Raw genomic sequence first — 1,038 nt, 5'->3', positions numbered from 1 at the left:
TTTCATTCAATTTTCAAAGGACAACTTGGCGCTGTCTTTCAAAGCGACAAGTAATATCATAACAAGTTGCCAAAACGATGTCAACAACTTTTTATAATTTTTTTTGGTGGAGCCTAGCGGGATCGAACCGCTGACCTCCTGCGTGCAAGGCAGGCGCTCTCCCAGCTGAGCTAAGGCCCCGTGAAGTAAGTGGTCGGGAAGACAGGATTCGAACCTGCGACCCCTTGGTCCCAAACCAAGTGCTCTGCCAAGCTGAGCTACTTCCCGTATTGCATCTATTTATGGATACAATACGTCGAGTGCATCCTATTTATAATATTAAATATGGCGCGCCCGAGAGGAGTCGAACCCCTAACCTTCTGATCCGTAGTCAGACGCTCTATCCAATTGAGCTACGGGCGCATAAAAATGGAGCGGAAGACGGGATTCGAACCCGCGACCCCCACCTTGGCAAGGTGGTGTTCTACCACTGAACTACTTCCGCATGATTGAAATGGTGAGCCATGGAGGATTCGAACCTCCGACCCTCTGATTAAAAGTCAGATGCTCTACCAACTGAGCTAATGGCTCCTAAAAAGTTAAGTTTGTCTTAAAAATCTCTTTAAAACAAAAAAAGACAAAATGGTGCCGGCCAGAGGACTTGAACCCCCAACCTACTGATTACAAGTCAGTTGCTCTACCAATTGAGCTAGACCGGCATATATTATGGTGGAGGGTGACGGGGTCGAACCGCCGACCCCCTGCTTGTAAGGCAGGTGCTCTCCCAGCTGAGCTAACCCTCCTCTGTACGCCTGGCAGCGTCCTACTTTCACAAAGGGTTGCCCCTTCATTATCATCGGCGCTGAAGAGCTTAACTTCCGTGTTCGGCATGGGAACGGGTGGAACCTCTTCGCTATCGTCACCAGGCTCTAGATGGAGTCGTTTGATCATTGTCTCATGGAGACAACATCTCACGATCCTTTTCTTATTAGGGATTGCTCCCTCAAAACTGCATAACGAATGTTTGAGCCTGCGAGGCGCTTCCCTTTGTATAGGATA

General features: G+C 48.7%; 7 tRNA genes and 1 rRNA gene. All 8 read right to left on the bottom strand.

From position 1 onward, the window contains the following. Window positions 1-104: 104 nt before the first annotated feature. Window positions 105-180 (bottom strand) — tRNA-Ala (locus tag FZF09_RS22575). 10 nt (window positions 181-190) lie between these two features. Then, window positions 191-267 (bottom strand) — tRNA-Pro (locus FZF09_RS22570). Between the two features lie 58 nt (window positions 268-325). After that, window positions 326-402: transfer RNA gene (locus tag FZF09_RS22565), tRNA-Arg, on the bottom strand. Window positions 403-409: 7 nt separating this feature from the next. Continuing rightward, window positions 410-484: transfer RNA gene (locus FZF09_RS22560), tRNA-Gly, on the bottom strand. 10 nt (window positions 485-494) lie between these two features. Continuing rightward, a tRNA-Lys gene (locus FZF09_RS22555) sits at window positions 495-570 on the bottom strand. A 52-nt stretch (window positions 571-622) separates the two neighbouring features. Next, window positions 623-698: transfer RNA gene (locus tag FZF09_RS22550), tRNA-Thr, on the bottom strand. 8 nt (window positions 699-706) lie between these two features. Continuing rightward, window positions 707-782 (bottom strand) — tRNA-Val (locus FZF09_RS22545). Between the two features lie 7 nt (window positions 783-789). Then, a 5S ribosomal RNA gene (gene rrf / locus FZF09_RS22540) occupies window positions 790-906 on the bottom strand. Between the last annotated feature and the right edge of the window lie 132 nt (window positions 907-1,038).

The organism is Alteribacillus sp. YIM 98480 (assembly GCF_009765375.1).
GTDB lineage: Bacteria > Bacillota > Bacilli > Bacillales > Marinococcaceae > Alteribacillus.
This window is presented reverse-complemented; position numbering and strand designations above follow the sequence as displayed.